The organism is Streptomyces sp. NPDC096012 (assembly GCF_040426375.1).
Taxonomy (GTDB): Bacteria; Actinomycetota; Actinomycetes; order Streptomycetales; family Streptomycetaceae; genus Streptomyces.
Genome location: NZ_JBEOTD010000023.1, coordinates 77,631 through 94,641 on the forward strand (window position 1 = coordinate 77,631; position 17,011 = coordinate 94,641).

15 protein-coding genes are annotated in these 17,011 nt (G+C 71.0%); 13 read left to right on the plus strand and 2 right to left on the minus strand.

The annotated features are described in order from the left end of the window. Positions 1 to 3 precede the first annotated feature (3 nt). The 11 genes from pdxS to relA all read left to right on the plus strand — a co-directional run bounded on the left by pdxS (position 4) and on the right by relA (position 11,955). Positions 4 to 909 carry a pyridoxal 5'-phosphate synthase lyase subunit PdxS gene (pdxS, locus tag ABVB68_RS22165; protein WP_353602837.1) on the plus strand — a complete coding sequence of 302 codons (906 nt, stop codon included), beginning with the start codon at positions 4 to 6 and terminating at the stop codon, positions 907 to 909. Positions 910 to 929: 20 nt separating this feature from the next. Further along, entirely contained in the window at positions 930 to 1,532 is a 603-nt protein-coding gene (pdxT, locus tag ABVB68_RS22170; protein WP_353602838.1) for a pyridoxal 5'-phosphate synthase glutaminase subunit PdxT, read from the plus strand. 52 nt (positions 1,533 to 1,584) lie between these two features. Then, positions 1,585 to 2,337 (plus strand): YebC/PmpR family DNA-binding transcriptional regulator, encoded by a 753-nt coding sequence (locus ABVB68_RS22175; RefSeq protein WP_353602839.1) that lies wholly within the window; start codon positions 1,585 to 1,587, stop codon positions 2,335 to 2,337. Positions 2,338 to 2,465: 128 nt separating this feature from the next. After that, positions 2,466 to 3,005 carry a crossover junction endodeoxyribonuclease RuvC gene (gene ruvC / locus ABVB68_RS22180; RefSeq protein ID WP_353602840.1) on the plus strand — a complete coding sequence of 180 codons (540 nt, stop codon included), beginning with the start codon at positions 2,466 to 2,468 and terminating at the stop codon, positions 3,003 to 3,005. Continuing rightward, positions 3,002 to 3,604 carry a Holliday junction branch migration protein RuvA gene (ruvA, locus tag ABVB68_RS22185; protein WP_353602841.1) on the plus strand — a complete coding sequence of 201 codons (603 nt, stop codon included), beginning with the start codon at positions 3,002 to 3,004 and terminating at the stop codon, positions 3,602 to 3,604. Before ruvC ends, ruvA begins: the two co-directional genes overlap by 4 nt. A 25-nt stretch (positions 3,605 to 3,629) precedes the next feature. Continuing rightward, positions 3,630 to 4,733 carry a Holliday junction branch migration DNA helicase RuvB gene (ruvB, locus tag ABVB68_RS22190; protein WP_353602842.1) on the plus strand — a complete coding sequence of 368 codons (1,104 nt, stop codon included), beginning with the start codon at positions 3,630 to 3,632 and terminating at the stop codon, positions 4,731 to 4,733. Between the two features lie 187 nt (positions 4,734 to 4,920). After that, positions 4,921 to 5,466 carry a preprotein translocase subunit YajC gene (yajC, locus tag ABVB68_RS22195; protein WP_353602843.1) on the plus strand — a complete coding sequence of 182 codons (546 nt, stop codon included), beginning with the start codon at positions 4,921 to 4,923 and terminating at the stop codon, positions 5,464 to 5,466. Between the two features lie 142 nt (positions 5,467 to 5,608). After that, positions 5,609 to 7,384: a protein translocase subunit SecD gene (gene secD, locus ABVB68_RS22200; protein WP_353602844.1), complete on the plus strand. Its 1,776-nt coding sequence runs from the start codon at positions 5,609 to 5,611 to the stop codon at positions 7,382 to 7,384. Positions 7,385 to 7,387: 3 nt separating this feature from the next. After that, positions 7,388 to 8,494 carry a protein translocase subunit SecF gene (secF, locus tag ABVB68_RS22205; RefSeq protein WP_353602845.1) on the plus strand — a complete coding sequence of 369 codons (1,107 nt, stop codon included), beginning with the start codon at positions 7,388 to 7,390 and terminating at the stop codon, positions 8,492 to 8,494. Continuing rightward, a complete protein-coding gene (locus tag ABVB68_RS22210) occupies positions 8,491 to 9,030 on the plus strand; it encodes an adenine phosphoribosyltransferase (RefSeq protein WP_353602846.1) in 540 nt (179 codons plus the stop codon). Before secF ends, ABVB68_RS22210 begins: the two co-directional genes overlap by 4 nt. 378 nt (positions 9,031 to 9,408) lie before the next feature. Further along, a complete protein-coding gene (gene relA, locus ABVB68_RS22215; RefSeq protein ID WP_353602847.1) occupies positions 9,409 to 11,955 on the plus strand; it encodes a GTP pyrophosphokinase in 2,547 nt (848 codons plus the stop codon). Positions 11,956 to 12,155: 200 nt separating this feature from the next. Here relA and ABVB68_RS22220 read toward each other — a convergent pair whose 3' ends face one another. Together ABVB68_RS22220 and ABVB68_RS22225 are read right to left on the minus strand one after the other, a co-directional pair. Continuing rightward, complete coding sequence (locus ABVB68_RS22220; protein WP_353602848.1) at positions 12,156 to 13,385, minus strand: DUF349 domain-containing protein; 1,230 nt, start codon at positions 13,383 to 13,385, stop codon at positions 12,156 to 12,158. A gap of 155 nt (positions 13,386 to 13,540) precedes the next feature. After that, the gene (locus ABVB68_RS22225; RefSeq protein ID WP_353602849.1) at positions 13,541 to 14,377 is read right to left on the minus strand and encodes a peptidylprolyl isomerase; all 837 of its coding nucleotides are present in this window, start codon (positions 14,375 to 14,377) and stop codon (positions 13,541 to 13,543) included. Between the two features lie 169 nt (positions 14,378 to 14,546). Here ABVB68_RS22225 and ABVB68_RS22230 point away from each other — a divergent pair, with 169 nt between their 5' ends. Together ABVB68_RS22230 and hisS are read left to right on the plus strand one after the other, a co-directional pair. Next, positions 14,547 to 15,254 carry an MBL fold metallo-hydrolase gene (locus ABVB68_RS22230; RefSeq protein ID WP_353602850.1) on the plus strand — a complete coding sequence of 236 codons (708 nt, stop codon included), beginning with the start codon at positions 14,547 to 14,549 and terminating at the stop codon, positions 15,252 to 15,254. A 13-nt stretch (positions 15,255 to 15,267) separates the two neighbouring features. Next, on the plus strand, positions 15,268 to 16,530 hold the full coding sequence (gene hisS, locus ABVB68_RS22235) for a histidine--tRNA ligase (protein WP_353602851.1): 1,263 nt from the start codon (positions 15,268 to 15,270) through the stop codon (positions 16,528 to 16,530). Positions 16,531 to 17,011: the final 481 nt, after the last annotated feature.

Below are 17,011 nucleotides of genomic sequence, written 5' to 3' on the forward strand. Positions count from 1 at the left end.
CCCGTGTCCACCATCGACAACCAGGCTCCCGAGACCGGTACCGCCCGCGTGAAGCGCGGCATGGCCGAGCAGCTCAAGGGCGGCGTGATCATGGACGTCGTCACGCCGGAGCAGGCGAAGATCGCCGAGGACGCGGGCGCCGTCGCGGTGATGGCCCTGGAGCGGGTCCCGGCCGACATCCGCAAGGACGGCGGCGTGGCCCGCATGTCCGACCCGGACATGATCGAGGGCATCATCGACGCCGTCTCGATCCCCGTCATGGCCAAGTCCCGCATCGGCCACTTCGTCGAGGCCCAGGTGCTGCAGTCCCTCGGCGTCGACTACATCGACGAGTCCGAGGTCCTCACCCCGGCCGACGAGGTCAACCACTCCGACAAGTGGGCCTTCACCACCCCCTTCGTCTGCGGTGCCACCAACCTGGGCGAGGCCCTGCGCCGGATCGCCGAGGGCGCCGCGATGATCCGCTCCAAGGGCGAGGCCGGCACCGGCAACGTCGTCGAGGCCGTCCGCCACCTGCGCCAGATCAAGAACGAGATCGCCCGGCTGCGGGGCTTCGACAACAACGAGCTGTACGCCGCCGCCAAGGAGCTGCGCGCCCCGTACGAGATCGTCAAGGAGGTCGCCGAGCTGGGCAAGCTCCCGGTGGTCCTCTTCTCCGCCGGTGGCGTCGCCACCCCGGCCGACGCGGCCCTGATGCGCCAGCTCGGCGCCGAGGGCGTGTTCGTCGGCTCCGGCATCTTCAAGTCCGGCGACCCGGCCAAGCGCGCCGCCGCCATCGTCAAGGCCACCACCTTCTACGACGACCCGAAGATCATCGCGGAGGCGTCGCGCAACCTCGGCGAGGCCATGGTCGGCATCAACTGCGACACCCTGCCCGAGACCGAGCGCTACGCCAACCGCGGCTGGTGACCAACCCAGGTACGGATCCCATGAACACTCCTGTCATCGGCGTCCTGGCTCTCCAGGGCGACGTACGGGAGCACCTCATCGCCCTGGCCGCGGCGGACGCCGTGGCCAGGCCGGTGCGGCGCCCCGAGGAACTCGCCGAGGTCGACGGCCTCGTCATACCCGGCGGCGAGTCCACCACCATCTCCAAGCTGGCCGCGCTCTTCGGTGTGCTGGAGCCCCTCCGCGCGCGCGTGCGCGACGGGATGCCGGTCTACGGCACCTGCGCCGGCATGATCATGCTCGCCGACAAGATCCTCGACCCGCGCTCGGGCCAGGAGACCGTCGGCGGTATCGACATGATCGTGCGCCGCAACGCCTTCGGACGGCAGAACGAGTCGTTCGAGGCCGCGGTCGACGTCAAGGGCGTTCCGGGCGATCCTGTGGAGGGCGTCTTCATCCGGGCCCCGTGGGTCGAGTCCGTGGGTGCCGGCGCCGAGGTGCTCGCCGAGCACGAGGGCCACATCGTCGCCGTCCGCCAGGGCAACGCGCTCGCCACGTCGTTCCACCCTGAACTGACCGGCGACCACCGCGTGCACTCCCTGTTCGTCGACATGGTGTACGCGAACCGGGCGACCGAGTCCTAGTAGGATCTCTGGCGTTCGTTGCAGAGATGGGTTACGCGAAGGAGACAGGCAGATGTCCGGCCACTCTAAATGGGCCACGACGAAGCACAAGAAGGCCGTGATCGATGCCAAGCGCGGCAAGCTCTTCGCGAAGCTGATCAAGAACATCGAGGTCGCGGCGCGGATGGGCGGCGTCGACCTCGACGGCAACCCGACCTTGTACGACGCCGTCCAGAAGGCCAAGAAGTCGTCGGTCCCGAACAAGAACATCGACTCGGCGATCAAGCGCGGCGGTGGTCTCGAGGCCGGTGGCGCCGACTACGAGACGATCATGTACGAGGGTTACGGCCCGAGCGGTGTCGCGGTGCTCATCGAGTGCCTCACGGACAACCGCAACCGCGCCGCCTCCGACGTCCGCGTCGCCATGACCCGCAACGGCGGCTCCATGGCCGACCCCGGCTCGGTGTCGTACCTGTTCAACCGCAAGGGCGTCGTCATCGTCCCCAAGGGCGAGCTGTCCGAGGACGACGTGCTCGGTGCGGTGCTCGACGCCGGTGCCGAGGAGGTCAACGACCTCGGCGAGTCCTTCGAGGTGCTCAGCGAGGCCACCGACCTGGTCGCGGTCCGCACCGCCCTGCAGGACGCCGGCATCGACTACGACTCCGCCGAGGCGAACTTCGTTCCGACCATGCAGGTCGAACTGGACGAGGAGGGCGCCAAGAAGATCTTCAAGCTGATCGACGCTCTCGAGGACAGCGACGACGTGCAGAACGTCTTCGCCAACTTCGACGTGAGCGACGAGGTCATGGAGAAGGTCGACGCGTAACGCATCCGGCCGACCACGGGCCGACGGGACACCTCCCGTCGGCCCGTCGCGCTGCCGGGCGTCGGTGCGAGGCGTTGTCGGTGGCACCCGATAGCCTGCACAAACAGGCGATCGATGGGAGGGGCCCGATGCGGGTGTTGGGGGTGGACCCCGGGCTGACCCGGTGCGGTGTCGGCGTGGTCGAGGGGGTCGCCGGGCGCCCGCTGACGATGCTCGGGGTGGGAGTCGTGCGCACGCCCCCCGACGCCGACCTCAGCCACCGCCTGCTCGCCGTCGAGCAGGGCATCGAGCAGTGGCTGGACGAGCACCGCCCCGAAGTCCTCGCCGTGGAGCGCGTGTTCAGCCAGCACAACGTCAGCACGGTCATGGGCACCGCCCAGGCCAGCGCCGTCGCCATGCTGTGCGCCGCCCGGCGCGGCATCCCCGTCGCCCTGCACACCCCCAGCGAGGTCAAGGCCGCCGTCACCGGCAGCGGACGCGCCGACAAGGCCCAGGTGGGAGCCATGGTCACCCGCCTGCTGCGGCTCAGCGCCCCGCCCAGGCCCGCCGACGCCGCCGACGCCCTCGCACTCGCCATCTGCCACATCTGGCGCGCCCCGGCCCAGAACCGGCTGCAGCAGGCCGTGGCCCTGCACACCGCTCACGCAACGAAAGGCCGTACGGCATGATCGCCTTCGTCAGCGGCACGGTCGCCGCACTCGCCCCGGACGCCGCGGTGGTCGAGGTCGGCGGCGTCGGCATGGCCGTCCAGTGCACGCCGAACACCCTGTCCACGCTGCGGACCGGCCGGCCCGCCAAGCTGCACACCTCCCTCGTCGTCCGCGAGGACTCGCTCACCCTCTACGGCTTCGCCGACGACGACGAACGCCAGGTCTTCGAGCTGCTCCAGACCGCGAGCGGCGTCGGCCCGCGCCTGGCCCAGGCCATGCTGGCCGTGCACACCCCGGACGCGCTGCGCCGCGCCGTCGCCACCGCCGACGAGAAGGCCCTCGTCGCCGTACCGGGCATCGGCAAGAAGGGCGCCCAGAAGCTGCTGCTGGAGCTGAAGGACCGGCTCGGCGAGCCCGTCGGCGCCCCCGCGGTCGGCGCCCCGGTGAGCCAGGGCTGGCGCGACCAGCTGCACGCCGCCCTGATCGGCCTCGGCTACGCCACCCGCGAGGCCGACGAGGCCGTGAACGCCGTGGCCCCCCAGGCCGAGGCCGACGGCACGCCCCAGGTGGGCCGGCTGCTGAAGGCCGCCCTGCAGACCCTCAACCGAGCCCGTTGACCCCGACCCCTGACGAGGCACATTCATGAACTGGGACGACACCGGCGACACCCCCGGTGAGGAGCGGCTCGCCGACCCCGCCGGGGAGCGGCTGGTGGGCTCCGTCGCCGACGGGGAGGACCAGGCCGTCGAGGCCGCCCTGCGCCCCAAGGACCTCGGCGAGTTCATCGGCCAGGAGAAGGTCCGCGAACAGCTCGACCTGGTCCTGCGCGCCGCACGCGCGCGCGGCGCCACCGCCGACCACGTGCTGCTCTCCGGGGCCCCCGGCCTGGGCAAGACGACCCTTTCGATGATCATCGCGGCCGAGATGGGCGCCCCCATCCGCATCACCTCCGGCCCCGCCATCCAGCACGCCGGCGACCTCGCCGCGATCCTCTCCTCCCTCCAGGAGGGCGAGGTCCTCTTCCTGGACGAGATCCACCGCATGTCCCGGCCCGCCGAGGAGATGCTGTACATGGCGATGGAGGACTTCCGCGTCGACGTCATCGTCGGCAAGGGACCCGGCGCCACCGCCATCCCGCTGGAGCTGCCCCCCTTCACCCTGGTCGGCGCCACCACCCGGGCGGGCCTGCTGCCGCCCCCGCTGCGCGACCGCTTCGGCTTCACCGCGCACATGGAGTTCTACGAGCCGCACGAGCTGGAGCGGGTGGTGCACCGCTCGGCGAACCTGCTGGACGTCGAGATCGAGCCGGACGGCGCCGCGGAGATCGCCGGCCGCTCCCGCGGCACGCCCCGCATCGCCAACCGCCTGCTGCGCCGCGTCCGCGACTACGCGCAGGTCAAGGCGGACGGCCTGATCACCCGTGACATCGCGGCCGCCGCCCTCGCCGTGTACGAGGTCGACGCCCGCGGCCTCGACCGGCTCGACCGGGCCGTGCTGGAGGCCCTGCTGAAGCTGTTCGGCGGCGGCCCGGTCGGCCTGTCCACGCTCGCCGTCGCGGTGGGGGAGGAGCGGGAGACGGTGGAGGAGGTCGCCGAGCCGTTCCTCGTCCGCGAGGGACTGCTGGCCCGCACCCCGCGCGGCCGGGTCGGCACCCCCGCCGCCTGGGCGCACCTCGGGCTCACCCCGCCCGGCCCGGCGCCGGCGGCGGCCGCCGGAAACGGACAACAGGACCTGTTCGGGACGTGACGGGGAGGCGATGGCTTCCCGGCGGCGCGGGCATTGGCGGGGTCAGGAACCCAGGTGCCATGCTGAGCGTTGTTCCATGCATACGGACTCGCTTAGACTCCGCCGATGCCGCCCTTGCGGGTGGCGCCGACCACACCCCCATCCAAAGGCCGCTCTCCGTCGCGGTCGCGCGAAGGAACCCCGTCCCGTGAATGCCTTTACCCTTCTCCCCTTCATCGTGCTCATCGCGGCCATGTTCCTGATGACACGTTCGGCCAAGAAGAAGCAGCACCAGGCCGCCCAGATGCGCAACGAGATGCAGCCTGGCTCCGGCGTCCGCACGATCGGGGGGATGTACGCGACGGTCAAGGAGGTGAACGAGGACACGGTCCTCCTCGACGCCGGTCCCGGTGTGGACCTCCTCTTCGCCAAGAACTCGATCGGCGCCGTCCTCACCGACGACGAGTACAACCGCATCGTGCACGGCATCGAGCACGACCTGAAGACCGACGCCGACGTCGTCCCGGACGACGCCTCCTCCCTCACCGAGACCGACGAGGCCGCCGCCGCTGCCGCCGCCTCCGACGACAAGATCGACCTCGGCAAGGACCTCGGTGAGAAGGACGCCGCCGAGCGCGCGGACGACGCGATCCAGGCCGCCGAGGACAAGGCCGACGCGGCCGAGGCCAAGGCCGCCGAGGCCAAGGCGGCGGACGAGCCGAAGAAGACCGACGGCGAATCCGGCCAGAAGTAGTCACGCCCCGGGGGGCGCGGCGGCGCCATGACGACGCGCCGCGCCTCCCGGGCGCGTCTGTTTCCCGCAGGGGAGCCCGACACCATGTCATGGCCGACCGCGCCGACCGGGCGCGGGGCGGCCCGAGAGGGAGTACGAGAAGGTGGCAGCACCTAAGAGGGGCCGAAGCGCGAGCGCCCAGAGCAAGCCAGGGCGCTCGCTGGTCCTCATCCTGATCGCCATCGTGGCGCTCGCCGGAGGGATGTTCGCCTCCGGGCACACCACTCCGCGTCTCGGCATCGACCTCGCCGGTGGTACGAGCATCACGCTCAAGGCGAAGGCCGACCAGGGATCCGCGATCAACAAGGCCAACATGGACACCGCGGTCGACATCATGAACCGCCGTGTCAACGGCCTGGGTGTCTCCGAGGCGGAGGTGCAGACCCAGGGGACCGACAACATCATCGTCAACATCCCCAAGGGCACCAATTCCAAGGAGGCCCAGCAGCAGGTCGGCACCACCGCCAAGCTGTACTTCCGCCCGGTCCTGGCCAGCGAGCCCAGCGGCCCCGCCGGGAAGAGCCCCTCGCCGAGCGCGTCCCCCAGCGGCGGCTCCTCGCCGAACCCGAGCGCGAGCCCCTCGGCCGGCGGCTCCTCGAAGCCGAAGGCGTCCTCGGGCTCCACGTCCCCCACGGCCGGCGCGACCTCCCAGGGCCGGGCCGTCACGGACGCGCTGAAGGCCGGCCCGACCCCCTCGCCGAACAGCTCCTCCTCCGGCAGCCCCAAGCCGTCGGGCTCCCCCTCGGCCGGCGGCGCCGACACCTCCAAGATCCAGGCGCAGTACGCGGCCCTGGACTGCACCAAGCCCGCCGACCGCGCCAACGCCGGCAAGAAGGCCAAGCCCGGTGACATCACCCTGGCGTGCGGCAAGATCAACGGCACCTGGTACAAGTACGTGCTCGGCCCGGCCGCGGTGGACGGCACCGAGGTGAAGAAGGCGCAGGCCGTCTTCGACACCCAGGGCGCCTCCGGCTGGCAGGTCCAGATGACCTTCACCGGCGGCGGAGCCAAGAAGTTCGCGGACATCACCGGCGAGCTGGCCAAGAAACAGCAGCCGCAGAACGAGTTCGGCATCGTCCTGGACGGCGAGGTCGTCTCCAGCCCGTTCGTGCAGCAGGCCATCACCGGCGGCCAGGCGGAGATCTCCGGCAGCTTCAAGCAGGACGAGGCGCAGAGCCTCGCCAACGTGTTGTCGTACGGCGCCCTGCCGCTCTCCTTCCAGGAGCAGTCCGTCACCACCGTCACCGCCGCGCTCGGCGGTGAGCAGCTGCGCGCCGGTCTGCTCGCCGGCGCCATCGGCCTCGCGCTGGTCGTGCTCTACCTGGTGGTCTACTACCGCGGCCTGTCGCTCGTCGCCATGGCCTCGCTGCTGGTCTCGGCGATCCTCACCTACGTGATCATGGCGCTGCTCGGCCCGGCCATCCACTTCGCGCTGAACCTGCCGGCCGTCTGCGGTGCCATCGTCGCCATCGGTATCACCGCGGACTCGTTCATCGTGTACTTCGAACGCATCAGGGACGAGATCCGCGAGGGCCGCACGCTGCGTCCCGCCGTCGAGCGGGCCTGGCCGCGTGCCCGGCGCACCATCCTGGTCTCCGACTTCGTCTCCTTCCTCGCCGCCGCGGTGCTGTTCATCGTCACCGTCGGCAAGGTCCAGGGCTTCGCGTTCACGCTGGGCCTGACCACCCTGCTCGACGTGGTGGTGGTCTTCTTCTTCACCAAGCCGCTGATGACGCTCCTCGCGCGCCGCAAGTTCTTCGCCGACGGCCACAAGTGGTCCGGACTCGACCCGAAGGGCCTGGGTGCCAAGCCCCCGCTGCGCCGCACCCGCCGTCCCGCCGGTCCCCTCTCCGGCCCCGTCGACCCGAAGGAGGCCTGAGCGATGTCGAAACTCGGCAACCTGGGCGCCCGGCTGCACCGCGGCGAGATCTCGTACGACTTCATCGGCAAGCGCAAGATCTGGTACGGCGTCTCGATCCTCATCACCATCACGGCCATCGTCGGCCTGGCGGTGCGCGGCCTGAACATGGGCATCGAGTTCCAGGGCGGCGCGGTCTTCACGACGCCCACCAAGATGAGCACGTCGGTCGGGCAGGCCGAGCGGTACGCCAAGGAGGCCTCCGGCCACGAGGCGATCGTGCAGAAGCTGGGCAACGGCAGTCTGCGCATCCAGATCGCCGGCATCGAGACCAGCCAGTCCGACAGGATCAAGCAGGAGCTGGCCAAGGACCTCAAGCTCGACCCCGAGAAGCTCGCCGCCGACCTGGTCGGCCCGAGCTGGGGCCAGCAGGTCGCCAACAAGGCCTGGGAGGGCCTGGCGATCTTCATGGTCCTGGTCGTGATCTACCTGGCGATCGCCTTCGAATGGCGCATGGCCATCGCGGCGCTGGTCGCGCTGATCCACGACATCACCATCACGACCGGTATCTACGCCCTGGTCGGCTTCGAGGTCACCCCCGGCACGGTCATCGGTCTGCTGACCATCCTCGGTTACTCGCTCTACGACACGGTCGTCGTCTTCGACAGCCTGAAGGAGCAGACCAAGGACATCACCAAGCAGACCCGCTTCACCTACAGCGACATCGCCAACCGGTCGATCAACGGCACGCTGGTCCGGTCGATCAACACCACGGTCGTCGCCCTGCTGCCGGTCGCCGGTCTGCTGTTCATCGGCGGCGGCTTCCTCGGCGCCGGCACCCTGAACGACATCTCGCTGTCGCTGTTCGTCGGCCTCGCGGCCGGTGCCTACTCCTCGATCTTCATCGCCACCCCGCTCGTCGCCGACCTCAAGGAGCGCGAGCCGGCGATGAAGGCCCTCCGCAAGCGCGTCCTGGCCAAGCGTGCCCAGGCCGGCGCCGAGGAGGACCGGGTGGAGGAGCGGCCCGTCGACGGCGACGACCGCGACGCCGCCACCGCGGTCGTGGGTCCGCGCAACCAGCCGGCGTCCCGCACCAGGGGCCGCGGCCGACCCTCGGGGAAGCGCCGATGACCGACATCCAGGAACTGCTCCTCAGCCGCATCCGCGACGTCGCCGACTACCCGGAGCCGGGCGTGATGTTCAAGGACATCACCCCGCTCCTGGCGGACCCGGCCGCGTTCACGGCCCTCACCGACGCGCTGGCCGAGATCGCGGCCGGCACGGGCGCGACCAAGGTCGTCGGCCTGGAGGCCCGCGGCTTCATCCTCGGTGCCCCGGTCGCCGTCCGCGCGGGCCTGGGCTTCATCCCGGTCCGCAAGGCGGGCAAGCTCCCCGGAGCCACTCTGCGGCAGGCCTACGACCTCGAGTACGGCTCGGCGGAGATCGAGGTGCACGCCGAGGACCTGACCTCCGGCGACCGCGTCCTGATCGTGGACGACGTGCTGGCCACGGGTGGCACGGCCGAGGCCGCGGTCCAGTTGATCAAGCGCGCCGGGGCGGAGGTCTGCGGTGTCGCGGTCCTGATGGAACTGGGCTTCCTGGGCGGCCGCGGCCGGCTGGAGCCGGTGCTCGGCGAGGCGCCGCTGGAGGCGCTGCTCCGGCTCTGAGCACCCGGACCGACGTACGGAGCGGCCCACGGCGCCCAGCCGTGGGCCGCTCCACGCTTGTCCGCCCGCATCCCCGCCGGCGCGGGCGGACGGCCCCGCATCCACGCGGGCGGACGGCCCCGCATGCCGCCGGCGCCGGCGGACAGCCCACACCTCGCGGGCGCGGGCCGCCGGGGTGCCGCAGGCCACCGCCGGGACACCTGCCGCACGCGCCTACGGCACGCGCGATCCACCCTCGAGGAATCAGAAGGGGGCCTCACGCGTTGCAGGGGTACACGGCCCGCACACCCGCCTGAAGGCGATGACCGGCCGCAGGATCGCTACCATGGGGTCTCCGGAACCTGACCGGGGGACCCGGATCGCGCACGAGGAGCCCTCTTGCCAGACGAGGCCCAGCCACTCACCGCCGCAAAGCCCGAGCCCGGCTCGGCGCCTGCGGCCAAGCCCGCGCCGAGCGCGTCGCACGCGAAGGGCGCGAAGAACGACGCCCGCGGGCCGGTCGAGCACGCCCAGTCCGCGCCCGTCGAGAAGAGTGCCGAGGCCTCGCGCCCCAAGCCCGTCCCCGCCGAGCGCCCGGCCCAGCCCCCGGTGGTGCGCCAGCCCGCCGCCCCGTCGGCCCGCAGCGGCTCCTCCAACCGCGTCCGCGCCCGCCTCGCCCGCCTCGGCGTGCAGCGCGCGAACCCCTACAACCCGGTCCTGGAGCCGCTGCTGCGCATAGTCCGCAGCAACGACCCCAAGATCGAGAACTCCACGCTGCGCCAGATCGAGCGGGCCTACCAGGTCGCCGAGCGCTGGCACCGCGGCCAGAAGCGCAAGAGCGGCGACCCGTACATCACGCATCCGCTCGCCGTCACCACCATCCTCGCCGAACTGGGCATGGACCCGGCCACCCTCATGGCGGGGCTGCTGCACGACACGGTCGAGGACACCGAGTACGGCCTGGAGGACCTGCGCCGGGACTTCGGCGACGTCGTCGCCCTGCTCGTCGACGGCGTGACCAAGCTGGACAAGGTCAAGTTCGGCGAGGCCGCGCAGGCCGAGACCGTGCGCAAGATGGTCGTCGCCATGGCCAAGGACCCCCGCGTCCTGGTCATCAAGCTCGCCGACCGCCTGCACAACATGCGCACCATGCGCTACCTCAAGCGCGAGAAGCAGGAGAAGAAGGCGCGCGAGACGCTCGAGATCTACGCGCCGCTCGCCCACCGCCTCGGCATGAACACCATCAAGTGGGAGCTGGAGGACCTCGCCTTCGCGATCCTCTACCCCAAGATGTACGACGAGATCGTACGGCTGGTGGCCGAGCGGGCGCCCAAGCGCGACGAGTACCTGGCCATAGTGACCGACGAGGTCCAGGCCGACCTGCGTGCCGCCCGCATCAAGGCGACCGTCACCGGCCGCCCGAAGCACTACTACAGCGTCTACCAGAAGATGATCGTCCGCGGCCGTGACTTCGCGGAGATCTACGACCTGGTGGGCATCCGCGTCCTCGTCGACACGGTCCGCGACTGCTACGCCGCCCTCGGCACCGTGCACGCGCGATGGAACCCGGTCCCCGGCCGGTTCAAGGACTACATCGCGATGCCCAAGTTCAACATGTACCAGTCGCTGCACACGACGGTCATCGGGCCCAACGGCAAGCCGGTCGAGCTGCAGATCCGCACCTTCGACATGCACCGCCGCGCCGAGTACGGCATCGCCGCGCACTGGAAGTACAAGCAGGAGGCCGTCGCCGGCGCCTCCAAGGTCCGCACCGACGTGCCGAAGGCGTCCGGCAAGGACAAGGACGCCATCAACGACATGGCGTGGCTGCGGCAGCTGCTGGACTGGCAGAAGGAGACCGAGGACCCCAGCGAGTTCCTGGAGTCCCTGCGCTTCGACCTCTCCCGCAACGAGGTCTTCGTCTTCACGCCCAAGGGCGACGTCATCGCGCTGCCGGCAGGGGCGACGCCGGTGGACTTCGCGTACGCCGTGCACACCGAGGTCGGCCACCGCACCATAGGGGCGCGGGTCAACGGCCGGCTCGTCCCGCTCGAGTCCACCCTGGACAACGGCGACCTGGTCGAGGTGTTCACCTCCAAGGCGGCCGGCGCCGGGCCCTCGCGCGACTGGCTCGGCTTCGTCAAGTCGCCCCGTGCCCGCAACAAGATCCGGGCCTGGTTCTCCAAGGAGCGCCGGGACGAGGCGATCGAGCACGGCAAGGACGCCATCGTCCGCGCCATGCGCAAGCAGAACCTGCCGATCCAGCGCATCCTCACCGGCGACTCGCTCGTCACGCTCGCGCACGAGATGCGCTACTCGGACATCTCCGCGCTGTACGCGGCGATCGGCGAGGGCCACGTCTCCGCGCCGAACATCGTGCAGAAGCTCGTCCAGGCCCTCGGCGGCGAGGAGGCCGCCACCGAGGAGATCGACGAGTCGGTGCCGCCGTCGCGCGGCCGCAGCCGCAAGCGGCGCTCCAGCGCCGACCCCGGGGTCGTCGTCAAGGGCGTCGACGACGTGTGGGCCAAACTGGCCCGCTGCTGCACGCCCGTACCCGGCGACCCGATCATCGGCTTCGTCACCCGGGGCAGCGGCGTATCGGTTCACCGCAGCGACTGCGTCAACGTCGACTCGCTGTCCCGCGAGCCGGAGCGCATCCTCGACGTCGCGTGGGCGCCCACCCAGTCCTCGGTCTTCCTGGTCGCCATCCAGGTCGAGGCGCTGGACCGCTCCCGGCTGCTGTCGGACGTCACGCGGGTCCTGTCCGACCAGCACGTCAACATCCTCTCGGCGGCCGTCCAGACCTCCCGTGACCGGGTGGCCACCTCCCGCTTCACCTTCGAGATGGGCGACCCCAAGCACCTCGGCCACGTCCTGAAGGCCGTACGGGGTGTGGAGGGCGTGTACGACGTCTACCGCGTGACCTCCGGCCGCAGCCGGTCGTAACCCGCATCAGCGCACGCGCGCACCAGCCACGCGCGCGCACCAGCCACGCACGGCGAACCTGCGCACATACGCAGTGCGCACCACCGCGTGTGCAGCGCACCACCGTGTGTGCGCAGGTGCACACGCGCACTGAGCGCCAGGGCGCACGCAAAGGGCCCCGTACGGGTGTACGGGGCCCTTTCGCACTGGCGGCGGGGGGATCAGCCGCCGAACTCGTGCAGTCCCTTCAGAGCCTGCTCCAGGAGCGCCTGGCGGCCCTCCAGCTCGCGCTCCAGCTTGTCCGCCTTCGCGTTGTTGCCCTGGGCGCGCGCCTGCTCGATCTGGCCCCGCAGCTTGTCCACGGCGGCCTGCAGCTGACCGGTCAGACCCTCGGCACGCGCGCGTGCCTCCGGGTTGGTCCGGCGCCACTCGGCCTCCTCGGCCTCCTGGATCGCCCGCTCGACGGTGTGCATCCGGCCCTCGACCTTCGGCCGCGCGTCCCGCGGGACGTGACCGATGGCCTCCCAGCGCTCGTTGATCGAGCGGAAGGCGGCCCGCGAGGCCTTCAGGTCCGTGATCGGCAGGAGCTTCTCGGCCTCCTCGGCCAGCTCCTCCTTGAGCTTCAGGTTCTCCGACTGCTCCGCATCGCGCTCGGCGAACACCCCGCTGCGGGCGGCGAAGAACACGTCCTGGGCGCCGCGGAAGCGGTTCCACAGGTCGTCCTCGTGCTCACGCTGGGCGCGGCCCGCGGCCTTCCACTGCGCCATCAGATCGCGGTAGCTGGCCGCCGTCGGGCCCCAGTCGGTCGACCCGGACAGCGCCTCCGCCTCGGCGACCAGCCGCTCCTTGATCTTGCGGGCCTCCTCGCGCTGCGCGTCCAGCTGCGCGAAGTGCGCCTTGCGGCGCTTGGAGAACGCCGACCGGGCGTGCGAGAAGCGGTGCCACAGGTCGTCGTCGGACTTGCGGTCCAGACGCGGCAGGCCCTTCCAGGTGTCCACCAGCGCTCGCAGCCGCTCGCCGGCGGCCCGCCACTGGTCGGACTGCGCCAGCTCCTCCGCCTCCGCGACCAGGGCCTCCTTGGACCTGCGGGCCTCGTCGGACTGCTTGGCCCGCTGCTGCTTGCGCTCCTCGCGCCGGGCCTCCACGGTCTGCACCAGCTTGTCCAGCCGCTCGCGCAGCGCGGCCAGGTCGCCCACCGCGTGGTGCGCCTCGATCTGCTCCCGCAAGTGACCGATCGCGGCCTGGGCGTCCTTCGCCGACAGATCGGTGGTCTGCACGCGCTTCTCGAGGAGGCCGATCTCGACGACCAGGCCCTCGTACTTGCGCTCGAAGTAGGCAAGTGCCTCCTCGGGGGAGCCTGCCGCCCAGGAACCGACGACCTGCTCTCCGTCGGCCGTACGCACGTACACGGTCCCCGTCTCGTCGACGCGGCCCCACGGGTCGCTGCTCACAGCGCCTCCTCCACATGATGCCTGCGAGGGGCCTCGGCACCCCCTGGCATCGTCCACAGTTTCGTCACGGCCAACATAGGCGAACAGCCGGTTGCCTGTCCGCATCCAGCACGACCGAAATTCGGCAGTCGGCCCTTGTCGGGTTTACGGCGTCGTCAGGACTTCGCGACGGTCGCCCTGTTGATCACCACGGTCGCGTTCGGAGCCGTGTTCTGCGAGGTCGGGTCGGCCGGCTGGGCACCGGCGGCTGCGATCTTCTTCAGCACCTTCATGCCCGCCGCGTCGATCGTGCCGAACGGCGAGTACTGCGGCGGCAACGGGCTGTCCTTGTAGACGAGGAAGAACTGGCTGCCGCCGGTGTGCTTCTGGCCCGTGTTGGCCATCGCCACCGTGCCCGCCGGGTACGTGCCGCCCTTCAGGCTCGTGTCCTTCAGGTTCTCGTCCGGAATGGTGTAGCCGGGACCGCCCATACCGCTGCCCTGCGGGTCGCCGCACTGCAGCACGAAGATCCCCTGGACGGTGAGGCGGTGGCACTTCGTGTGGTCGAAGTAGCCCTTGTCCGCGAGGAAGGCGAACGAGTTCACCGTGTGCGGGGCCGCCGACGTCTTGAGCGCGATGCCGATGTCGCCGCACGTCGTCGCGAGCTTCATCGTGTACTTCGCCGACGTGTCGATCGTCATCGCCGGCTCCTTCTTCCAGCTCAGCTTCTTCACCGAGCCCGCCGCAGGCTTCGCGCAGGGGTCCGGCGCCTTGCTGGGCGGGGCGCTGGGCGAAGCGCCGGGCGTGGTCTGGGCGCCGGCGTCGGTCTTGCCGTCGTCCTTGAGCACCCCGGTCGTGTACAGCGCGACACTGCCGATCACGACCACGCCCAGTACGGACGCGATCACGGAGTTGCGCAGGCGGGACCTGCGCCGTGCCTCGGTGCGCCGCTGCTGCTGCCGCAAGAACTTCTCCCGGGCGAGCTGACGCCGCCGCTGCTCCTGGCTGACCACCGGGTTCTCTCCTCATGCGAGTCGTGTGTCGAGCGGTACGCGTGCGTCCTGACGGGCCCACCGCTGCGTGTAGCCCCGTACCGTATATGGGTTCGCTGAGGAAACGGCAGCGCCGGTAGGCTCTGACTGCTGCTGAAGCCGCCTGCAACCGACACAACGAAGGACGATCGTGCTCATTGCCGGGTTCCCCGCCGGGGCCTGGGGGACGAACTGTTATCTCGTCGCCCCCGCCGCCGGTGAGGAGTGCGTGATCATCGACCCCGGCCATCAGGCCGCCGAAGGCGTCGAGGAAGCACTGGAGAAGCATCGGCTCAAGCCCGTCGCCGTCGTCCTCACCCACGGCCACATCGACCACGTGGCCTCGGTCGTCCCCGTCTGCGGGGCGCACGGCGTACCGGCGTGGATCCACCCCGAGGACCGGTACATGATGAGCGACCCCGAGAAGGCGCTGGGCCGGTCCATCGGCATGCCGCTGATGGGCGAGCTGGCCGTGGGGGAGCCGGACGACGTCAGGGAGCTGGCCGACGGCGCCGCGCTGGAGCTGGCCGGGCTCACCTTCTCCGTCGCGCACGCGCCGGGCCATACCAAGGGGTCGGTGACCTTCCGGATGCCCGAGACGGCCGACATCCCGTCGGTCTTCTTCTCCGGGGATCTGCTGTTCGCCGGCTCCATCGGACGCACCGACCTGCCGGGCGGATCCATGGAGGACATGCTCGAGTCGCTGGGCCGCGTGTGCCTGCCGCTCGACGACTCCACCGTGGTGCTGTCCGGCCACGGCCCCCAGACGACCATCGGCCAGGAGCGCGCCACCAATTCCTATCTGCGGCAGGTGGCGGCCGGCCAGGGAGCCTTCGACGCTCCCCGACGAGGAATGTGACGAGAGAGCTTCCGTGAGCACCTTCAAGGCCCCCAAGGGCACCTACGACCTGATCCCGCCGGACTCGGCGAAGTACCTCGCGGTCCGCGAGGCGATCGCCGCCCCGCTGCGCAATTCCGGCTACGGCTACATCGAGACCCCCGGCTTCGAGAACGTCGAGCTGTTCGCGCGCGGTGTCGGCGAGTCCACCGACATCGTGACCAAGGAGATGTACGCCTTCGAGACCAAGGGCGGCGACAGGCTCGCCCTGCGTCCCGAGGGCACCGCGTCCGTGCTGCGCGCCGCCCTGGAGGCCAACCTGCACAAGGCGGGCAACCTCCCGGTCAAGCTCTGGTACTCCGGCTCGTACTACCGCTACGAGCGCCCCCAGAAGGGCCGTTACCGCCACTTCTCCCAGGTCGGTGCCGAGGCGATCGGCGCTGAGGACCCGGCGCTGGACGCCGAGCTGATCATCCTGGCCGACCAGGCGTACCGCTCGCTGGGCCTCAGGAACTTCCGCATCCTGCTGAACAGCCTGGGCGACCAGGAGTGCCGTCCGGTGTACCGGGCCGCGCTCCAGGACTTCCTGCGCGGCCTGGACCTGGACGAGGACACGCTGCGCCGCGCGGAGATCAACCCGCTGCGCGTCCTCGACGACAAGCGCGAGTCGGTCCAGAAGCAGCTGACGGGTGCCCCGTTGCTGCGCGACTACCTGTGCGACGCCTGCAAGGCGTACCACGAGGAGGTCCGCGAACTGATCACGGCGGCGGGGGTCTCCTTCGAGGACGACCCGAAGCTGGTGCGCGGCCTGGACTACTACACCCGCACCACGTTCGAGTTCGTGCACGACGGTCTCGGCTCCCAGTCCGCGGTGGGCGGCGGCGGCCGCTACGACGGCCTGTCCGAGATGATCGGCGGCCCCGCGCTGCCGTCGGTCGGCTGGGCGCTGGGCGTCGACCGCACGGTGCTGGCGCTGGAGGCCGAGGGCATCGAGCCGGACGTCCCCGCCACCACCAGCGTCTTCGCGGTGCCGCTCGGCGAAGAGGCCCGGCGCGTGCTGTTCGCGAAGGTCACCGAGCTGCGCAAGGTGGGCATCGCCGCGGACTTCTCCTACGGCGCCAAGGGCCTGAAGGGCGCCATGAAGAACGCCAACCGCAGCGGCGCGCGCTTCACCATCGTCGCCGGCGAGCGCGACCTCGCCGAGGGCGTCGTCCAGCTCAAGGACATGGAGTCCGGTGAGCAGACGGCGATCGGCGTGAACGAGGTCGTGGCGGAACTGGAGTCACGTCTCGGCTGACGCGGAGCGGACCACAGGGGCGCCGGGTTCTCCCGGCGCCCCTTCCGCATGAGGCGCGCCTCGAAGCGGCCGAGGCGCCGTGCCGCCTCGCGGGCCGTCGCCGGACCGGGGGGCGCAGGGCCGTGCCGCCTCGTGGGCCGTCGCCGGACCGGCGGGTGCAGGGCCGTGCCGCCTCGTGGGCCGTCGCCGAACCGGCGGGCGCAGGGCCCGGCCACCTCGCCGACCGTCGTCGAACCGGCGGGCGCAGTGCCGTGCCGTCTCGCAGGCCGTCGCCGAACCGGCGGGCGCGGGGCCCTGCCGCCTCGCCGGCCGTCGTCGAACATGCGCACCCAAGCGCCGCGCCGCCTCGCGGGCCGTCAACTCGGCGGGTGCGGATTCGTCCTGCCGGACGATTCCCGCACGGGACCGCTCACGCGTGTGACATGCCCCCGGACATCGGCCGGAACCGAGCGATCCGGGCCCCTCGCGCGTACCTCCTTAT

Coding starts and splice junctions, on each gene's coding strand:
- secF (WP_353602845.1), top strand. CDS start 7,388: ATGTCGAAACTCGGCAACCTGGGCGCCCGGCTGCACCGCGGCGAGATC.
- ABVB68_RS22210 (WP_353602846.1), top strand. CDS start 8,491: ATGACCGACATCCAGGAACTGCTCCTCAGCCGCATCCGCGACGTCGCC.
- ABVB68_RS22175 (WP_353602839.1), top strand. CDS start 1,585: ATGTCCGGCCACTCTAAATGGGCCACGACGAAGCACAAGAAGGCCGTG.
- ruvA (WP_353602841.1), top strand. CDS start 3,002: ATGATCGCCTTCGTCAGCGGCACGGTCGCCGCACTCGCCCCGGACGCC.
- pdxT (WP_353602838.1), top strand. CDS start 930: ATGAACACTCCTGTCATCGGCGTCCTGGCTCTCCAGGGCGACGTACGG.
- ruvB (WP_353602842.1), top strand. CDS start 3,630: ATGAACTGGGACGACACCGGCGACACCCCCGGTGAGGAGCGGCTCGCC.
- ruvC (WP_353602840.1), top strand. CDS start 2,466: ATGCGGGTGTTGGGGGTGGACCCCGGGCTGACCCGGTGCGGTGTCGGC.